The sequence below is a fragment of the Enterobacter pseudoroggenkampii genome (genome assembly GCF_026420145.1).
Classification (GTDB): Bacteria; Pseudomonadota; Gammaproteobacteria; order Enterobacterales; family Enterobacteriaceae; genus Enterobacter; species Enterobacter pseudoroggenkampii.
Window position 1 is genome coordinate 1,671,988 of sequence record NZ_JAPMLV010000001.1, and the last position, 16,036, is coordinate 1,688,023.

General features: G+C 57.4%; 12 protein-coding genes. 6 read left to right on the forward strand and 6 right to left on the reverse strand.

All coding sequences use genetic code 11. The features are described 5' to 3' along the window. Nucleotides 1-12: 12 nt before the first annotated feature. The gene (yncE, locus tag OTG14_RS08125; RefSeq protein WP_267214895.1) at nt 13-1,074 is read right to left on the reverse strand and encodes a 7-bladed beta-propeller protein YncE; all 1,062 of its coding nucleotides are present in this window, start codon (nt 1,072-1,074) and stop codon (nt 13-15) included. Nucleotides 1,075-1,316: 242 nt separating this feature from the next. On the opposite strand from yncE, the gene pqqU reads away from it, so the two are divergent. Beyond that, entirely contained in the window at nt 1,317-3,431 is a 2,115-nt protein-coding gene (gene pqqU, locus OTG14_RS08130; protein WP_267214896.1) for a TonB-dependent receptor PqqU, read from the forward strand. Nucleotides 3,432-3,549: 118 nt separating this feature from the next. On the opposite strand, the gene OTG14_RS08135 is transcribed toward pqqU, so the two are convergent. The 3 genes from OTG14_RS08135 to OTG14_RS08145 all read right to left on the reverse strand — a co-directional run bounded on the left by OTG14_RS08135 (nt 3,550) and on the right by OTG14_RS08145 (nt 6,155). After that, nucleotides 3,550-4,218 (reverse strand): GntR family transcriptional regulator, encoded by a 669-nt coding sequence (locus OTG14_RS08135; protein ID WP_267214897.1) that lies wholly within the window; start codon nt 4,216-4,218, stop codon nt 3,550-3,552. Between the two features lie 255 nt (nt 4,219-4,473). Then, nucleotides 4,474-5,514: an NADP-dependent oxidoreductase gene (locus OTG14_RS08140; RefSeq protein WP_032647469.1), complete on the reverse strand. Its 1,041-nt coding sequence runs from the start codon at nt 5,512-5,514 to the stop codon at nt 4,474-4,476. Between the two features lie 65 nt (nt 5,515-5,579). Continuing rightward, entirely contained in the window at nt 5,580-6,155 is a 576-nt protein-coding gene (locus tag OTG14_RS08145) for a helix-turn-helix domain-containing protein (RefSeq protein WP_267214898.1), read from the reverse strand. Between the two features lie 148 nt (nt 6,156-6,303). On the opposite strand from OTG14_RS08145, the gene OTG14_RS08150 reads away from it, so the two are divergent. Both OTG14_RS08150 and OTG14_RS08155 read left to right on the forward strand, forming a co-directional pair. Continuing rightward, entirely contained in the window at nt 6,304-6,822 is a 519-nt protein-coding gene (locus OTG14_RS08150) for a GNAT family N-acetyltransferase (RefSeq protein ID WP_032647470.1), read from the forward strand. Then, nucleotides 6,819-7,268, forward strand: coding sequence for a DMT family transporter (locus OTG14_RS08155; protein WP_008501299.1), 450 nt, complete (start codon nt 6,819-6,821; stop codon nt 7,266-7,268). Before OTG14_RS08150 ends, OTG14_RS08155 begins: the two co-directional genes overlap by 4 nt. 3 nt (nt 7,269-7,271) lie before the next feature. Here the strand turns inward: OTG14_RS08155 and OTG14_RS08160 are convergent, their stop codons facing one another. Then, on the reverse strand, nt 7,272-7,505 hold the full coding sequence (locus OTG14_RS08160; RefSeq protein WP_032647472.1) for a YdcY family protein: 234 nt from the start codon (nt 7,503-7,505) through the stop codon (nt 7,272-7,274). A gap of 96 nt (nt 7,506-7,601) precedes the next feature. Further along, complete coding sequence (locus tag OTG14_RS08165) at nt 7,602-9,200, reverse strand: ABC transporter substrate-binding protein (protein WP_024907249.1); 1,599 nt, start codon at nt 9,198-9,200, stop codon at nt 7,602-7,604. Nucleotides 9,201-9,483: 283 nt separating this feature from the next. On the opposite strand from OTG14_RS08165, the gene OTG14_RS08170 reads away from it, so the two are divergent. From OTG14_RS08170 to OTG14_RS08180, 3 genes are read left to right on the forward strand one after another with little or no spacing between them, the layout of a single operon-like run. Then, entirely contained in the window at nt 9,484-10,830 is a 1,347-nt protein-coding gene (locus OTG14_RS08170) for an SrfA family protein (protein WP_267214899.1), read from the forward strand. A 4-nt stretch (nt 10,831-10,834) separates the two neighbouring features. Next, nucleotides 10,835-13,816 (forward strand): virulence factor SrfB, encoded by a 2,982-nt coding sequence (locus OTG14_RS08175; RefSeq protein WP_048991988.1) that lies wholly within the window; start codon nt 10,835-10,837, stop codon nt 13,814-13,816. After that, nucleotides 13,813-15,990: a virulence factor SrfC family protein gene (locus tag OTG14_RS08180; protein WP_267214900.1), complete on the forward strand. Its 2,178-nt coding sequence runs from the start codon at nt 13,813-13,815 to the stop codon at nt 15,988-15,990. Before OTG14_RS08175 ends, OTG14_RS08180 begins: the two co-directional genes overlap by 4 nt. Nucleotides 15,991-16,036 lie beyond the last annotated feature (46 nt).

Sequence of the window (16,036 nt, forward strand, 5' to 3'; positions counted from 1 at the left end):
CCTTTTTTTATCTTACAGCGCGATACGAATGACATCGTCAGGCTGGGTGGCTTCCTGCTGGCGGGTGGATTTTTGTTTCACCGTCACATACAGCGTTTTACCATCGGCAGAAAGCGCCAGGCTGTTCGGGTAGACCGGCGTGTCGAACGTTTTAGTCACCTTATACGTTTTCGCATCAATCACGCTCACCTTGCCGGCTTCACGGTGGGTCACGTAGGCTTCGTTGCGGGCCGGGTTAAACAGGACCGCCAGGGATTCCGGCGCGGTGATTTTCTCGAGCACGCTGCCGTCTTTCAGGCTCACTACCAGCACTTCCGGCTGTTTTGAATCAGTCAGGAACGCACGCTGACCGGCAGCGTCGAGGCTCAGGTTCAGATAGAAGTGCTCTTTCCCGTCGTCCTGCACTTTTTTACGGCTGATAATCTTGTTGCTGGCCGTATCAATCGTCACCAGTTCACCGTCCGCATTCGTGGTATAGAGACGTTTCGCCTGCGCATCCAGCGCCAGACCGGTGCTGTAGGTGCCAGTATTGGCAATGGTCTCTTTCAGCTTCAGCGTTGCGCCATCCACGACCCAAATCACGCTCTCTTTGCCGACACCGGTGATGTAAATCGTGTTGCTCGCGTCATCCGCCACCAGCTGGCGCGGCTGCAGCGGTTTGACGGTTTCGCTGCGTTGACGCCCGTCCAGCACCAGACGTCCTTTTACGTCGCCCGTTTTTGCATCAATCGCGGTTACCGCGCCGTTGATGGTGTTGCCAAACCACAGGGTTTGCGTCGCGCTGTCGAGAGTGGCACCAAAGGGTTTCAGATCGCTGTGAATCGCCTGCGTCACGTCCAGCGTGACCGGATCAAGACGGTAAACAACCCCGCCCTTGTCGGTTTTGCGGCTTTGCGAGGTCGCCACCCACAGCGCATTCTCCTGCTGGCTCACGGCCATTTCATACGCCCCTTTGCCCACCGCTTTACGCAGCACCTCTTCGGCGGCATGCGCCTGGAACGTCCCGGCAAGCAGTAAAGTGGCAGACAGCAGTGACAGACTCAGACGCGGCGAGCACAGATGACGTAAAGACATAACAATTCCTTTTCTGAAAAGAGGGGGTTGGGCTGACATCACTTCCGGCAGGCAACGTCATGGCATCGCCTTTTGATAATGAGAATAGTAATCATTAATCAACTGAATGTGGAGTTTTTCTTTCCCATACCACCTTTCATTAACGCAATGTGCGGTTATAGTTTTCAAAACATTTACAAAACCTTTAACATGTATGGACATGTTCCATTTGGTTCGTTTACACACCACAACCGGTTTTATTCATGAAAATCATTTCTGCCCGTAAGGCCTCTCTCCCGCTGCTGCTGGTTCCCGTTACTTTCGCGCCGCTCACCGCTATAAGCGCAGAAGAACAGACCATGATCGTCAGCGCCACGCCGCAAACCGTATCGGAGCTGGATACCCCGGCCGCGGTCAGCGTCGTCAATGGCGATGATATGCGCCACGCCGCGCCTCGCATCAACCTGTCTGAATCCCTCGGCAGCGTCCCGGGACTGCAAATTCAGAACCGCCAGAACTATGCTCAGGATCTCCAGCTTTCGATGCGTGGGTTTGGCGCCCGCTCAACGTTTGGCGTGCGCGGTATCCGTATGTACGTCGACGGTATCCCTGCCACCATGCCGGACGGACAGGGCCAGACCTCCAACATCGATCTCTCCAGCGTGGAGAGCGTTGAAGTGCTGCGCGGCCCCTTCTCTGCCCTGTATGGCAACGCCTCTGGCGGCGTGATTAACATCAACACCCAGACCGGGCAGCAGCCGCCAACCATTGAAGCCAGCAGCTATTACGGCAGTTACGGTACCTGGCGCTACGGCATGAAGGCCACCGGTGCGATGGGCGACGGCACCCACGCAGGCGATGTGGACTACACCGTTTCCACCACCCGTTTCACCACCCAGGGCTATCGCGACCACAGCGGCGCGCGGAAGAATCTGGCCAACGCCAAGCTGGGCGTGCGTATTGATGACGTCAGCAAGCTGACGCTAATCTTCAACAGCGTAGACATGAAGGCCAACGATCCGGGCGGTCTGAGCTATCAGGAGTGGCAGAATAATCCGCGTCAGTCTCCGCGTGGCGATCAGTACAACACCCGTAAGACCATCAAACAGACCCAGGCCGGCCTGCGCTACGATCGCCAGCTCAGCGCTCAGGACGACCTCAGCGTAATGATGTACGCCGGCGAGCGTGAAATGACGCAGTACCAGTCGATTCCGTATCAGCCGCAGCTAAAAGCCACTCACTCCGGCGGGGTGATTGATATGCAGCGCCACTATCAGGGCGTGGATACCCGCTGGACGCACCGCGGCGAGCTGCTGGTTCCGGTGACCTTTACCACCGGTCTGAACTACGAAAACCTGAGTGAAGATCGTCGCGGCTACGAGAACTTTGTGATGAGCAACGGCGTGCCGGACTACGGCGTCAAAGGCGATAAACGTCGTGACGAACGTAACCTGATGTGGAACGTCGATCCTTATCTGCAAAGCAACTGGCAGCTGACGCAGAAACTCTCTGTCGATGCGGGTGTCCGCTACAGTTCGGTCTGGTTTGATTCCAATGACCATTACGTTACGCCGGGCAACGGCGACGACAGCGGTGACGCGAGCTATCACAAGTGGCTCCCGGCGGGCGCCGTTAAGTATGCGGTGACTGACGGGTGGAACCTCTACGCTGCCGCAGGGCGTGGATTTGAAACGCCAACCATCAACGAACTCTCCTACCGTGCCGATAATCAGGGCGGTCTGAATATTGGCCTGAAGCCATCCACGAACAACACCTATGAAGTGGGCAGCAAAACCCGCATCGGCAACGGCCTGCTGACGGCGGCGTTGTTCCGCACCGATACGGATGATGAGATCGTGGTGGACTCCAGTTCCGGCGGCCGCACAACCTATAAAAATGCCGGGAAAACACGCCGTCAGGGTGTGGAAGTTTCTCTGGATCAGCAGTTCGCTGAGAACTGGAAGCTGAAGATGGCGTGGACGTACCTGGATGCCACCTACCGTACTAACGTCTGCAGTGACGCAGACTGTAACGGTAACCGCATGCCGGGGATTGCGCGCAACATGGGCTTTGCCTCGTTTGGCTGGCAGCCGGAGGAAGGCTGGTACGCGGGCACGGACGTGCGTTACATGAGCGACATCATGGCCGACGACGAAAACACCGCGAAAGCGCCGTCGTACACGGTAGTCGGGTTGAATACCGGGTATAAGTTTAACTACGGCAACTGGGGAATGGATGTCTTTGGCCGCGTCGATAACCTGTTCGATAAAGAGTACGCGGGCTCGGTTATTGTCAACGAGTCCAACGGCCGTTATTACGAACCTGCACCAGGCCGTAACTATGGCGTCGGGCTGTCGGTCTCTTATCGCTTCGAGTAAGAAAAAGAAAAGTTTATTTTATTAATGAAATAACCCTCCTGATGGCTTATTGCCATCAGGAGTTATTCACCAGATAAATAATTAGGTGCAGTATATAGTCGCTCTGTTAAATAATCTCTCAGTTAAAATATTGTCGCTGTAAAAGAAAATCCGCTTCATCAATCAACTTATCAATTGCCTTTTGGCTGGCATCCCCATCTCTCCGCTCAAGGGCTGAAAGAAGCTCATCATAGTGATACGTTGACGTTTTGATGTCGTTAAGTTCCTGATGCAGGTAGTTCATACAGGGTCCGATGCGCACCCATAACTGTTCAATTAAGGCATTAAGCGTAGGCATTTCCGCATATTGATAAAGCGTAAACCGGAAGATGCGATTTGCATGCAATGCCTGCTGAACGTTTCCATTGCGCATAGCCTCATGGAAGGCCTCTGACATTTTGCGCAACGCCTCCAGCTTGCCGTCTGACATATTCTGGCATGCAGCAGCAACCGCCATCGGCTCAAGCTGTTTTCTGATGGCGTTAATCTCGTTATAACGCTCCAGCGTCACCTCAGGGACCAGAAATGCCTGCGCTGGCGTGGCGTGAAGCGCGCCTGAGGAGACCAGACGCAGCAGCGCTTCGCGGACCGGCGTAATACTGGTGCCTAATTTATCAGCAATCTCTTTCGTAATCAGTCGTGCTCCTGGTTTGAGGGAACCTGTAATTAACGCCCCTTTCAAACTGTGTTCAACCTGCATGGTAAGGCTAACCCTTTGGGCTTTTTCTAAGTGATCCAAATCAAGCATGTGGAATTCCTGTAGCTAAAACTTAATGCTATTTTTAAACGCCAGTTTTAATAAAACGGCGCCGGTACGATATATCCTGTATCGTCATGCCTGGTGGTGGGAAGTACGTAAAACAGCCAAAAAAAGCAAACATCATTTTTTTATCGTTTTCGGCCTCATCCGGGATGATGGCGCGAAAAACCCTGTCCAGTAATTAAAGACAATATATCGTATCTTCACAAATAAATATGGCGGGAAACCCCGCCATTGTGCGCTTTATTTATTGTCACTCGCGACGCGAATCACGACTTTGCCGAAGTTTCGTCCTTCCAGCAGGCCAATCAGCGCCTCGGGGGCGTTTTCCAGCCCGTCCGTCACCTGTTCGCGATAGTGGATTTTCCCCTCCTGCACCCAGCGCCCCATCGCCTCCTGGAACTCATGAATGCGGTGCCCGTAGTCCTGGCCGATGATAAAGCCCTGCATACGAATGCGTTTCTTCAGGATGGTCGCCATCAGGAGCGGGAGGCGATCTGGCCCTTCGGGCAAGCCCGTCGCATTGTAGCCGCTCACCAGGCCACACACAGGCACGCGCGCAGAGGTATTCAGTAACGGCAGAACGGCGTCAAACACTTTCCCGCCGACGTTTTCATAATAAACATCAATGCCTTTCGGACAGGCGTCTTTGAGCTGGTCGGCAAAATCCGCCGCATGGTGATCCAGACACAGGTCAAAGCCGAGAACCTCAACGGCATGGCGGCATTTCTCTGCGCCACCGGCCACGCCGACCACCCGGCAACCTTTGATTTTGCCGATCTGCCCGACTGTCGCGCCAACCGGGCCGGTCGCCGCAGCCACCACCAGCGTTTCACCCGCTTTCGGTTGCCCGATATCCAGCAGCCCCATATAGGCGGTAAAGCCCGGCATACCCAGTACGCCCAGCGCCCAGGAAGGATGAGACGGATTTTCGCCCAGCTTCACCAGGCCGCTGCCGTCCGAGAGTTCATACTCCTGCCAGCCGCTGTAGCCCAGCACCCATTCGCCAGCTTTGAAGTCGGGATGGTTTGACTGCTCAACGCGGCTGACCGTTCCCCCCACCATCACAGCACCGATCTCAACCGGCGGTGAATAGGATGGCGCATCGCTCATGCGACCCCGCATATAAGGGTCCAGCGACAGCCAGACGGTACGCAGCAAAAGCTGCCCCGCACCCGGTTCCGGAACAGGCTGCGTTTCCAGACGAAAATTGTCCGCGACCGGCGCACCCTGTGGACGAGAGGCCAGTACCCAGCGGCGATTTTGCGAAACAGGTTGGTTCATCAGGATCTCCTTCTGGTACAAATATCATTACAGCCTGGCTCACGATCGGCGTTATCGCATTAGCATTACGAGCCAGACTGGTTGAGGCGTACAACCAGATAGATGCAGGTTTCATTCGTCTCGTTGATGAACCGGCAGTCATTCGGCGGCCCCAGCTCGAGACAGTCTCCGGCGTGCATCTCGTGGCGCGTATCGCCCTCCTGAAACACCAGCTCACCGGACTGGAGCCAGATAAGCTGACGTGCCAGCGCGTAAGAAGAGGCAGGCATAGGAACATCGCTGCCCGCAGGCAGTTCAACCTGAACCAGGTCGATGGGCAGATCGGTACGGGGAGAAACATGGCGGCGGAGGTAGTGCGTCTGCGGATCGCGCCAGACGGGCTGGTTTGCCAGGCGTAGCAGCTTGCCTTCCTGCATTTCGGCCCGGGCAATCAGCATTGACATGCTGATGCCAAACGCGCCAGACAGGCGGGCAAGCAAGGTGGCTGTTGGGCTGCTGTCTCCGCGCTCTATCTTGTGGATCATCGCGCGCGAGACCCCTGCCCGGTCAGCAAGCTCGCTGAGGGACCACCCGCGAGACTCGCGTTCAAGGCGAATTCTTGCGCTAATCCGTTGATTCATCGTGTCTGTTATGGTGTTCATGACGTCATACTATAGTGTATGAACGGCATTTCAATGGGCTTTTGATAACAAAAAAATATGGCTTATGCCGTAGCGATCGGGGGATACAGTTGTGTAATATCGTAGCGATAACGTAATACTATAGTGAACAACACACAGAGGCTTCATCATGATCGTTCGTCATGCCTGCAAAGAAGACTGCGCTGCGATAGGCGAGATTTACAACCACGCGGTGTTGCATACTGCCGCGATCTGGAACGATAAAACCGTCGATACCGATAACCGAATCGCGTGGTTTGAGGCGCGCACGCTGGCGGGTTATCCGGTTCTGGTGAGCGAAGAAGACGGTGTCATCACCGGTTACGCCTCTTTCGGCGACTGGCGCGCCTTCGACGGTTTTCGTCATACGGTTGAGCATTCGGTCTACGTCCACCCGGCCCATCAGGGCAAAGGGATTGGCCGCACGCTGATGAAGGCGCTGATTAACGAGGCCCGCGCCATCGGTAAACACGTGATGGTGGCCGGCATTGAAGCGCAAAACCATGCCTCGATTCATCTCCATGAGACGCTCGGCTTTGTGACGACCGGACAAATGCCGCAGGTGGGAACCAAGTTTGGCCGCTGGCTGGACTTAACCTTTATGCAGCTGCAGCTGGACGAGCGCAGCGATCCGGACGCTATCCCATGAATCAGTCATTGACGCTGGCGTTTCTGGTGGCGGCGGGCATCGGTCTGGTGGTGCAAAACACCCTGATGGTGCGTATCACCCAGTCCTCCTCCACCATTCTCATCGCGATGCTGTTGAATTCGCTGGTCGGCATTGTGCTGTTTGTCAGCATTCTGCTGCTGAAACAGGGCGTGGCCGGATTCAGCGAGCTGGCCGCAACGGTGCGCTGGTGGACGCTTATCCCGGGGCTGCTGGGGTCGTTTTTCGTGTTTGCCAGCATCAGCGGCTATCAGAACGTTGGCGCGGCGACGACCATCGCCGTGCTGGTCGCAAGCCAGCTGATTGGCGGGCTGGTGCTGGACGTGCTGAGGAGCCATGGTATTCCGCTTCGCGCCCTGATTGGCCCGGTGTGCGGCGCGGTGATGCTGGTCGTGGGGGCCTGGCTGGTGGCGCGACGCCAGTTTTGATCGTTACAGTATGGTGCCGCCTTTCGTCAGCTGTTCCTCGCGCGCGTCCATCTCTTCTTTATGCTGCTTACCGTGATGCGAAATCGCGGTGCGCAGACGCTGCTGCTGGGTGTAGCGATCTTCACGGCTCAGCTCTGCATCATCGCTTAATTCAATCAGCAGTTCGTTCATGTGGGTGATGACGCTCTCTTCGATGGCGGCATCGACGCGGGCAGTAACTTCGTTTAAATGTGACATTGTCACTCCTTGTGAATTGCCGGGTGGCGTCTACGTCTTACCCGGCCTACAGGGGGAACCGTAGGCCCGGTAAGCGCAGCGCCACCGGGCACACGATCAGTTCAGCTTCGCTTTCGAGAAATCGCTGCCCATCAGGCTTACGCTGTACCCGGTCACGTTGCTGCGGGTCGCGTAGAACGTTTTCCCGTTGGCCAGCGCGATCCACGGCGCCTGCTGATAGAAAATCTCCTGCGCTTGGCTATAGAGCTTCGCGCGCTCGGCCGGGCTGCTGGTCAGCTTCGCTTTTTGTACCAGGGCATCATACCCCTTATCGCACCAGCGCGCGGCGTTTGAGCCGGTTTTAATGCTGTTGCAGCCGAGCAGCACGTCGGCAAAGTTGTCCGGGTCGCCGTTGTCGGACATCCAGCCAAACAGCGCGGAGTCATGTTCGCCTTTACGCATTCCAGAGAGATATTCGCCCCACTCGTAGGAGACAATTTTGGCCTTCACGCCAACTTTGGCCCAGTCGCTCTGGATCATCTCCGCAATACGACGAGAGTTCGGGTTATACGGACGCTGAACCGGCATTGACCACAGCGTGACTTCCGCGCCCTTCTCCAGGCCCGCCTGCTTCAGCAGGGCTTTCGCTTTTTCAGGATCGTAGCTGTAGTCCTTCAGGTCTTTATTGAAGCCCAGCATATTTGGCGGGATCGGCGATTTTGCCACCGTGCCCGATCCCATAAAGACCGCATTAACGATGGCCTTCTTGTCGGTCGCGTAGTTAAGCGCCTGACGCACCAGCACGTTATCAAACGGCTTTTTCTCGGTGTTAAACGCCAGATAACCGACGTTCAGCGCATCGACCGAGTGCAGCGTCAAGTCTTTGTTGTTCTTGATGGCGTCAAACTGAACCGGGGACGGCGCAGGAATGATCTGGCACTCGTTGGTCTGCAGCTTCGCCAGTCGGGTTTCCACGTTTGGCGTAATGGAGAAGATGAGATGCTTCGTCGGCACTTCACCTTCCCAATAGTTCGGGTTCGCAACGTAGCGGATCAGCGAATCCACTTTGTACTGCTGCAGCACGTAAGGCCCGGTACCAATCGGCCAGGTGTCCACGTTCTCAGGCGTGCCTTTTTTCAGCATCGCGTCGGCGTATTCAGCGGAGAGAATCGAGGCGAAATCCATCCCCCAGTCGGCCAGGAACGCGGCGTTGGGCTCGCTCAGGGTGAACTGAACGTGGTAATCATCGACCTTTTTAACGTCCTGGATCAGCTTATCGAGACCCACATCGTTAAAGTATTCGTAGTTGCCCTGCGACACGTTGTGGTACGGGTGTTTAGGGTCTTTCTGACGCATGACCGAGAAAATGACGTCATCAGCATTAAAGTCGCGCGTCGGTTTGAAGTATTTGTTGCTGTTGAACTTCACTCCTTTACGTAGGGTAAAGGTATAGGTCTTGCCGTCCGGTGAAATCGTCCAGGATTCCGCCAGCGACGGCACCGGGGTGTTTTTCACCGGGTCGAAATTGATCAGGCGGTTGTACAGTACCTGAGAGCTGGCCACAAAAGACGGGCCTGAGCTGGCAATTTGCGGGTTGAAGGACTCGGGGGACGCTTCTGAACAGTAAATAAGCGTGTCGTTGTTTGCCGCCCATGCGGCACCGGCTGGTAACAGCGCGCTCAGCGCAAGGGCGAGCAGTGTTTTCCCTGTAGACATGGTTATAACCCTGACAGTTTTATTATATAAGACAGTAATAACAGCACAGGCGGTATGACCTGGCAAATAACGAAACACTATCAGGTTATTCTAAAGCCGCCTTTTTCGCTGTTTTAACCGCCAGCGTCCAAAAAGGTGATTTGCCTTGAGGGCCATTATTCGTCAAGCACAACCGTCACTTTCTATGCCGCAAGAAATCGGCCCTTTTAGCGTCTCTTCCCCCGTTTGGTTGCTTCCTCGTTTCGTTAAAGTAATGGTGTGAAGAAGTATATGGGATCAAATCGTGGCAAAAACTCTTTTACGCAGCGGTAATCTGGATGACTTTCAGGCCGTTGGCGGCGGCGGACAAGCCGTTTTCGAATCAGCGCTACAAATCCGGGAAGCGCTCCGGTTGCGCAAACAACAGGCCATCGTCGACTGTCTGGCAATTCCTCAGGTCAACGACAGCGGTGACCGCGTGGACTGGTATTCCCCTGTCGAAGGGAGCGTAACCAGCTGGAAAGCGGCCGATGAAGATGACCGTTATCGCGCCCTGCGCTATCTGGAAAACACGCTCGCCAGCGTCGAGTCGTTGAGCAAGAAATGCCTGCAGTCGCCCAAAACCGCGCAGCAGCTTTTTGGTTCTCTGCTGTCGAAGGCGTTTCAGTTCCCGGGTGAAAACTTCCTCTTCCTGGTAGACGGGAAGCCGGTCATCAGCTTCTGGGGGTTTGTAAACCTGAACGAGAGTGCGCGCGACGATGTCCTCGACTGCCTGCGTGAATCGCTGGTCCCTGAGCCTGCTCCCGTTGTCATTGAAGATCCTGAACCGGAACCTGAGCCAGAACCGCTGGTGACCTTTGAACAGGCTGACGAGCCGCTGATCGCCCCTTCCATGGTGGTGCGCATTACTCCGGAAGATCTGTATGAGCCTGAACCGGCCCCGGTCGTGGCGCAAGCCGTTCAGGAAACGCCCCCGGCGATTGTCGCGAAAAAGCGCCGCGTCCCCCTGTGGACGCTGCCGGTTGCCGCCGTGATCGTCGCCGCCATTGCCGCTCCACTGCTGTGGCCAAAACAGTCGCCTTCCGCTGAGCCCGCTCCAGCGCCTGCACCAGAGCCCGTCGAGATTGCGCCAAAACCGATCAAAGCGGTTGAGCCACTGGCGATGAAATTACCGCTGCATCAGGCAGAGGTCGTGGCCAGCAAAGAAAAAGAAGCAGTTCCGGCGCCTGCACAAACAGCCGCTCCGGTGGTGATTGTCGCCATCCCGAAAGATGCCATGGTGATGGAAGCGAATCAGGTAAAAGCGGGATCGACGCGTTTCCTGAACGGCACCTGGCGTGCGGTTCTTGACGTGAAAGATCCGGTCACCGGCAAGCCGCCATCAATGCGCTATCAGATCCAGAACAACAAAGGTTTCGCCCGGGTTGTCCATGGCGATAACGTGGTCTGCCGTGCGGAGGTCTTTTCCGGGCTGCACAGCAATGGCGAGCTGATGATTAAAAGTCGCGGAACCGCCCGCTGCACCGACGGTTCCCGCTACCCAATGCCGGAGGTTGCCTGTAAAGCCGGCACCAGCGATATCGCGGATTGTCGCGCCCGTTATGATGCCAACACCGTCGTCCCACTGACGTTCAAGAAAGCAGGTGCCTGATCCTATGCTGGTTAATCTTTGCGACTATAAACAAAGCGTCACGCTTATTGCCAACAGCGGCGTGCAGTTCCTTGATTTCGGTCTGACGCCGCAGGACACCGCCAGCAACGGGCGCTTCGTACGTAAAACCGCGAACGGCCCGCTGTTGCGCCTCGATTTCGACCTGGTCAACGGTCGCTATACCCTGCCGGGAACGAACGGCGGGCAGCCTGAAGTGGTCAAACCGGAAACTACCATCCCGCTGCATCAGTCTCTGACGGTGCTGGACGGCGTCTGGCTTCCGGTTCCGTTCCTGCGCTTTAACCCACCGCGAACCTTTGTTGAGGGGCCGGATAACTGGGCACGCGTTCAGGTGCGCAGGCTTGATACGCCCGATACGGCAGGCAATACGCACCGCGTCACTCTCGCCCTTGACAGCCAGATCGCTGAACACGCCACGTCAGCCTTGTCCCCGGTTGAAAACGATATTCTCAACGGGACCCGTTTCGCGCTGGCCTGGCGCGATAACGAGGTAGAAAGTTTCCTCGATCAGACCTGGATTGACGGCTGGCTGCGCGAGGCCTTTACCCAGTATGCCGACGGCGTTGAAAACCGCTCAGAACGCGATCTCCAGCAGGCGATGCGCGGATTTGAGTATCAGGCCCACTGGCTCAACGTGCTGACCATGCTCGGTGAACAGCTCACCGTGCCGGAAGTGAAATTTGTTACCCATACGCTCAGCACGCCAGCCATTCCGGTTGACCTGATCCTCGACGTGGGTAATACCCACACCTGCGGCGTCATTATTGAAGACCACGGCGATGCGAACGATGGGCTGCGCCAGACCGCCGAGCTGCAGGTTCGCTCGCTCAGCGAGCCGCAGTTCCTGAACGAACCGCTGTTCACCAGCCGTCTCGAGTTTTCGGAAGCGCGTTTTGGCAAGCAGCACTTCTCGGTTGAAAGCGGTCGCGAAGATGCCTTTGTCTGGCCGTCGATTGTGCGCGTCGGTGATGAAGCCCGCAAGCTGGCGATGCAGCGTCTGGGAACCGAAGGCAACAGCGGTATCTCCAGCCCGCGTCGCTACCTGTGGGATGAAACGCCGGTCGTGCAGGACTGGCGCTTTAGCCAGATGAACAGCAAGACCCAGCGTGAACCGCTTGCCACCGCATTCCCGCTGATGAACCTGATGAACGATGACGGCGAGCCGCTCTTCACGCTGCCGCAGGACGAGCGCCTGCCGGTCTTCTCGCCGCAGTACAGCCGCAGCACCCTGATGACGCACATGCTGTGCGAGCTGCTGGCGCAGGCGCTGGGACAGATCAACAGCGTCGCCACGCGCTTGCGTCTGGGCTTCCCGGCATCGCCGCGCCAGTTGCGCACCCTGATCCTGACTCTGCCCTCGGCCATGCCAAAGCAGGAGCGCGAGATTTTCCGTCGCCGCATGTTTGAAGCCATCGCCATTGTCTGGAAAGCGATGGGCTGGCACCCGCAGGATGAGGATTTTGTCACCCGCAAACAGCAGGAAAAAAGCGTGGTGCCGGTACCTGAAATCCAGATGGAGTGGGATGAAGCCAGCTGCGGTCAGCTGGTCTGGCTGTATAACGAAGCCATCTCCCGCTTTGGCGGTCAGACCGAAGCCTTCTTCGCCTCCCTGGCCCGCCCGGACCGTGAGCCTGAGCCGGGTAGCCAGCCGGGACGCGCGCTGCGCGTCGCGTCCATCGACATTGGCGGCGGGACAACGGATATGGCGATCACCCATTACCAACTGGACGACGGTTCCGGCAATAACGTCAAAATCACCCCGCAGCTGCTGTTCCGTGAAGGCTTTAAGGTCGCGGGTGACGATACGCTTCTGGACGTGATTCAGCGCTACGTGTTGCCCGCTCTGCAAACGCAGCTGCAGAAATCCGGTATCGCGGATGCCTCGCTGCTGATGGCCTCGCTGTTCGGTGACTCCGGGCGCATTGATACCCAGGCCGTGCTGCGTCAGCAAACGGCGCTGCAGCTCTTTATGCCAATTGGCCATGCCATTCTTGCCGGATGGGAATCCAGCGACGTTGACGATCCGCTGGCCGGTCTGCATGCCACCTTTGGCGATCTGCTGCCGCAGAAGCCGACCCGCAACGTGATGAATTACCTGCAGCAGGCGATCGATCATGCCCTGCCTGCGGGTTCAGACGCTTTCGATCTGTTCGCGGTGCCGCTGCATGTGAACTTCCGCGAAATGCAGGATGCGATGCTGGCCGGGCAGTTTACGCTGGCCTCCCCGCTCCACGCGGTGTGTGAGGCGATTTCCCATTACAGCTGCGATATTCTGCTGATCACCGGACGCCCCGGCTGCCTGCCTGGGGTTCAGGCGCTCATTCGCCACCTGCAGCCGGTGCCGGTCAATCGCATCGTCTGGCTGGATAAATACCAGGTGCACGAGTGGTATCCGTTCAGCCAGCAGGGGCGCATTGGCAACCCTAAATCGACAGCCGCGGTGGGCGCCATGCTCTGCAGCCTGGCGCTCGATCTGCGTCTGCCGCGCTTCAACTTTAAAGCCGCGGACATTGGCGCGTATTCCACCGTGCGCTATCTCGGCGTGCTGGATAACACCGTCAATACCCTGCGCGAGGAAAACGTCTGGTATCAGGATATCGATCTCGATAAGCCCGGCGCGAAGCTTGACGCGCGTCTGCACTTCCCGCTGCGCGGTAACGTCACTCTCGGCTTCCGCCAGCTGGCAAACGCGCGCTGGCCTGCCACGCCGCTCTACACGCTCAGCATTAACTCGGCTGAACTGGCCAAAGCCATTGCCGGTGACGGCGTGCTGAACGTGCGGCTGAAACTCTGCGGCGGCAGCAAGCAGGAAGGCCCGGAAGCCTTCGAGCTGAGCGACGCCTGGCTGCAGGACGGCACGCCGGTTGCGCCTGACGCACTAACCTTCAAACTGAATACTTTGGCCGACCGCCGACACAGCGGCAGCCACTACTGGATCGACAGCGGGAGCGTATACCTGAAATGACAGCGACCACGACCACCACTCAGGCCTTAATCGGGTGGATTAATGAGACGCGCCTGAACGCCCCAGTGCTGGATAACGATGCTGACGCCCTGCTTGCTCGCATCAACGCGGCGCAGGCGCGGGAGCAGGCCATTGAACGCGCCATGACTCGCCAGAGCAGCATTGGGCTTTACGGTCATTCGCAGAGCGCGAAAGCGCACCTGCTGCTGTCTCTGTGCGGCAGCGGCAATGGACGCCTTAACGTGACGCCAGGCCAGCGCACCTTTGACTATTTTTCGCATATCAATCCGGGACATGCCCTGACCAACATGGCCGTCCGCTTCACCCGGGAAACCCCGGAGGTGGCTGATGAGGCGTTCCCGCTGCGTCTGCGTCTGGTCACCGAGGCCGAGCTGGTACAGCTGTTTATTGCCCGCACGACCCTGCACCCGCAGATGCGCGCGGTGGATAAGGCGGTCATTGAGACACGTCTGGAGAAATGGCGCGGGCTGCGCCAGCCGCAGGGCGTGCCCGGTATCACTGCTCAGGAGGTGGGAGCGATTGCCCGCTTCTGGCAAAGCACCGTACCCGCAGCGAAACAGCAAATTGATGATGCCCTCTGGTATGAGTTTGCCCAGCTGGTGCCATCGCTCGATCTCAGCACGCGGGCCAGCGTCTGGTCCCTGCTGTGGGGCGAGCAGCAGGAGTTGACCCAGCAGTGGTTAAAACTGGCACATGTGCTGCACCAGACCAGCCATGTCAGCGATCTTGCTGCCCCGCTTAGCCTGCTGGTGGACAGCTTTGGGCTGCCGGGTGAAGGATTCCTGACGCACGACGGCACGTTAGACCTTCAGGACGCGCAGGAGACGCTGCTTCATCCGCTGAATAGCGGTGAAATGCTTAACGCCATCAGTATCCCCGTCGATGTACTGGCCTTCCTGACCCGCGAACTGGTGTTGCCGGTTGAGAACGGCGCGCTGGATAACGTCGATATTATTGATATTCCGGTTTTTGAAGATAACCGTGCCGACCCGCTACGCCAGGCGAAATCCCAGTGGCTGCTCGAGCATTACCGTCAACAGCTTCAACCTGATGTGCTGGTGATTTGTAACGCGACGGCGCAGCACGAACAGACGGCCAAAAAAGCAAAAGTGTTGATGAACTGGGTGAAGGAGACGCAGCCTGCTGAAGAGTCTGCCCTTCCAGGTCTGGTGTGGGCGATCACCCCGCATGACGCCCGCTTTACTACCCGGCAGAACCTCGACGAAGCCGTACAGCATTTGCTCGGTAAGCCGGGCTTACGCTGGGGCACGCTGCAGGCCCTGGACAGCCACAGCATGCAGCGCGTCATCGAGTGGCTGTCTCAGGCCACGCTGCCCGCGCAGCGACAGAAGCGTCTCAGCACGCTGAAAGGCCTGCTGCGACAGGAGCTCTCATCGCTGATGCAAAGCTATCTGACGCCGCTGGTTGAGGAGCCAGGGACAAGACGTGCTCAGGCCGAAAACATGGTGCGCACGCTGCAAAGCAGCGCCGCCCGCCACGGCGAACTGCTTGAAGGCCTGCTGCCGCCGCTGAAGGCCTTTGAAACGCTGCTCGCCGTTCAGCAACCTCGCGAGGAGCAGGTGAACGGGCTGTTTACGGACACCATTGACCTGTTTGCCGAGAATGCACAGGAAAGCAACGGCCTGTTCCAGACAAAAGACAAAGCGCGACTGGCGCACAGAGTCTGGATAAATCATCTGCGCCAGTGGAGCCGCAATGAGGCAGCGGCCGTCCGCCTTGGGCTGGAATCTGCGGTGTTACAGCAAATCGCGGATGTGCTGGTGACCACCAGCTACCGGCTTGATCTGCCTCAACAGCTTCAGCGTATCGTCGAAGCGGATAAAAGTAGCGCTGCGCAACTGCATGCCGTGATGGGCAATTTCATTGGCTGGCTGGGTTACGACCAGACGCCCGTGGCGGTACGTCCGGCAAGCCGCATCCGCAAGGGCCAGGCCATCTTCGTCACGCCAGTGGTCAGCAGCGCCGTGCCTCGTCTGACGCGCCTGGGAGAACAGCCTGTGCATGCGGCCACCGCGTACGTTTACGACTGGCTGGTCGCCCTCTATAGCCGCGCGATAGAGAACATTGATTACCAGCATCCGCATGATGTTCAGCCTGACGCACGTCAGGCACTGCGGGCTTTAATAAAGTAGCCGCCCTTCTTGCCGGGTGGCGCTGCGCTTACCCGGCCTACATTTT